This is a genomic window from Flavobacterium hungaricum, assembly GCF_015182285.1.
In the GTDB taxonomy this organism is placed as follows: domain Bacteria; phylum Bacteroidota; class Bacteroidia; order Flavobacteriales; family Flavobacteriaceae; genus Flavobacterium; species Flavobacterium hungaricum.
This window is the reverse complement of sequence record NZ_PRDM01000012.1, coordinates 1-406: the sequence shown is the minus strand read 5'-3', so window position 1 is coordinate 406 and position 406 is coordinate 1. Positions and strand designations below refer to the sequence as shown.

The window sequence follows — 406 nt, the reverse complement described above, 5'->3', positions numbered from 1 at the left end:
CTTTCACGCAGGTGATTACGATTCAAGATACCACTGCACCAATCTGGACAACCCAAGCCGGTTCTTTAAACCAAACAATAGAATGCAGTAACCAGGAAGCTTTAACTTCGGCGCAGGCCTTATTCCCTATTGCTTCCGATGCTTGTGATACAAACGTTAGTAATATTACAAAAGTAAGCGGACAGTTTGTGGCATCAGAAGGATGCAGAAATGCCGGAACTTATACTAATACCTGGACAGTTAAAGACGACTGTGGTAATACTTCTGACACTTTCACACAAGTGATTACCATTGAGGATACTACTGCACCAATCTGGACAACTCAAGCGGGTTCTTTAAACCAAACAATTGAATGCAGTAACCAGGAAGCTTTAACTTCGGCGCAGGCCTTATTCCCTATTGCTTC

1 protein-coding gene is annotated in these 406 nt (G+C 42.9%); it reads left to right on the top strand.

What is annotated here, in order from left to right; all coding sequences use genetic code 11:
• Nucleotides 1-406, top strand: a 406-nt coding sequence (locus C4F50_RS25580) for an HYR-like domain-containing protein (protein WP_489114255.1), incomplete at both ends; no start/stop codon positions are given.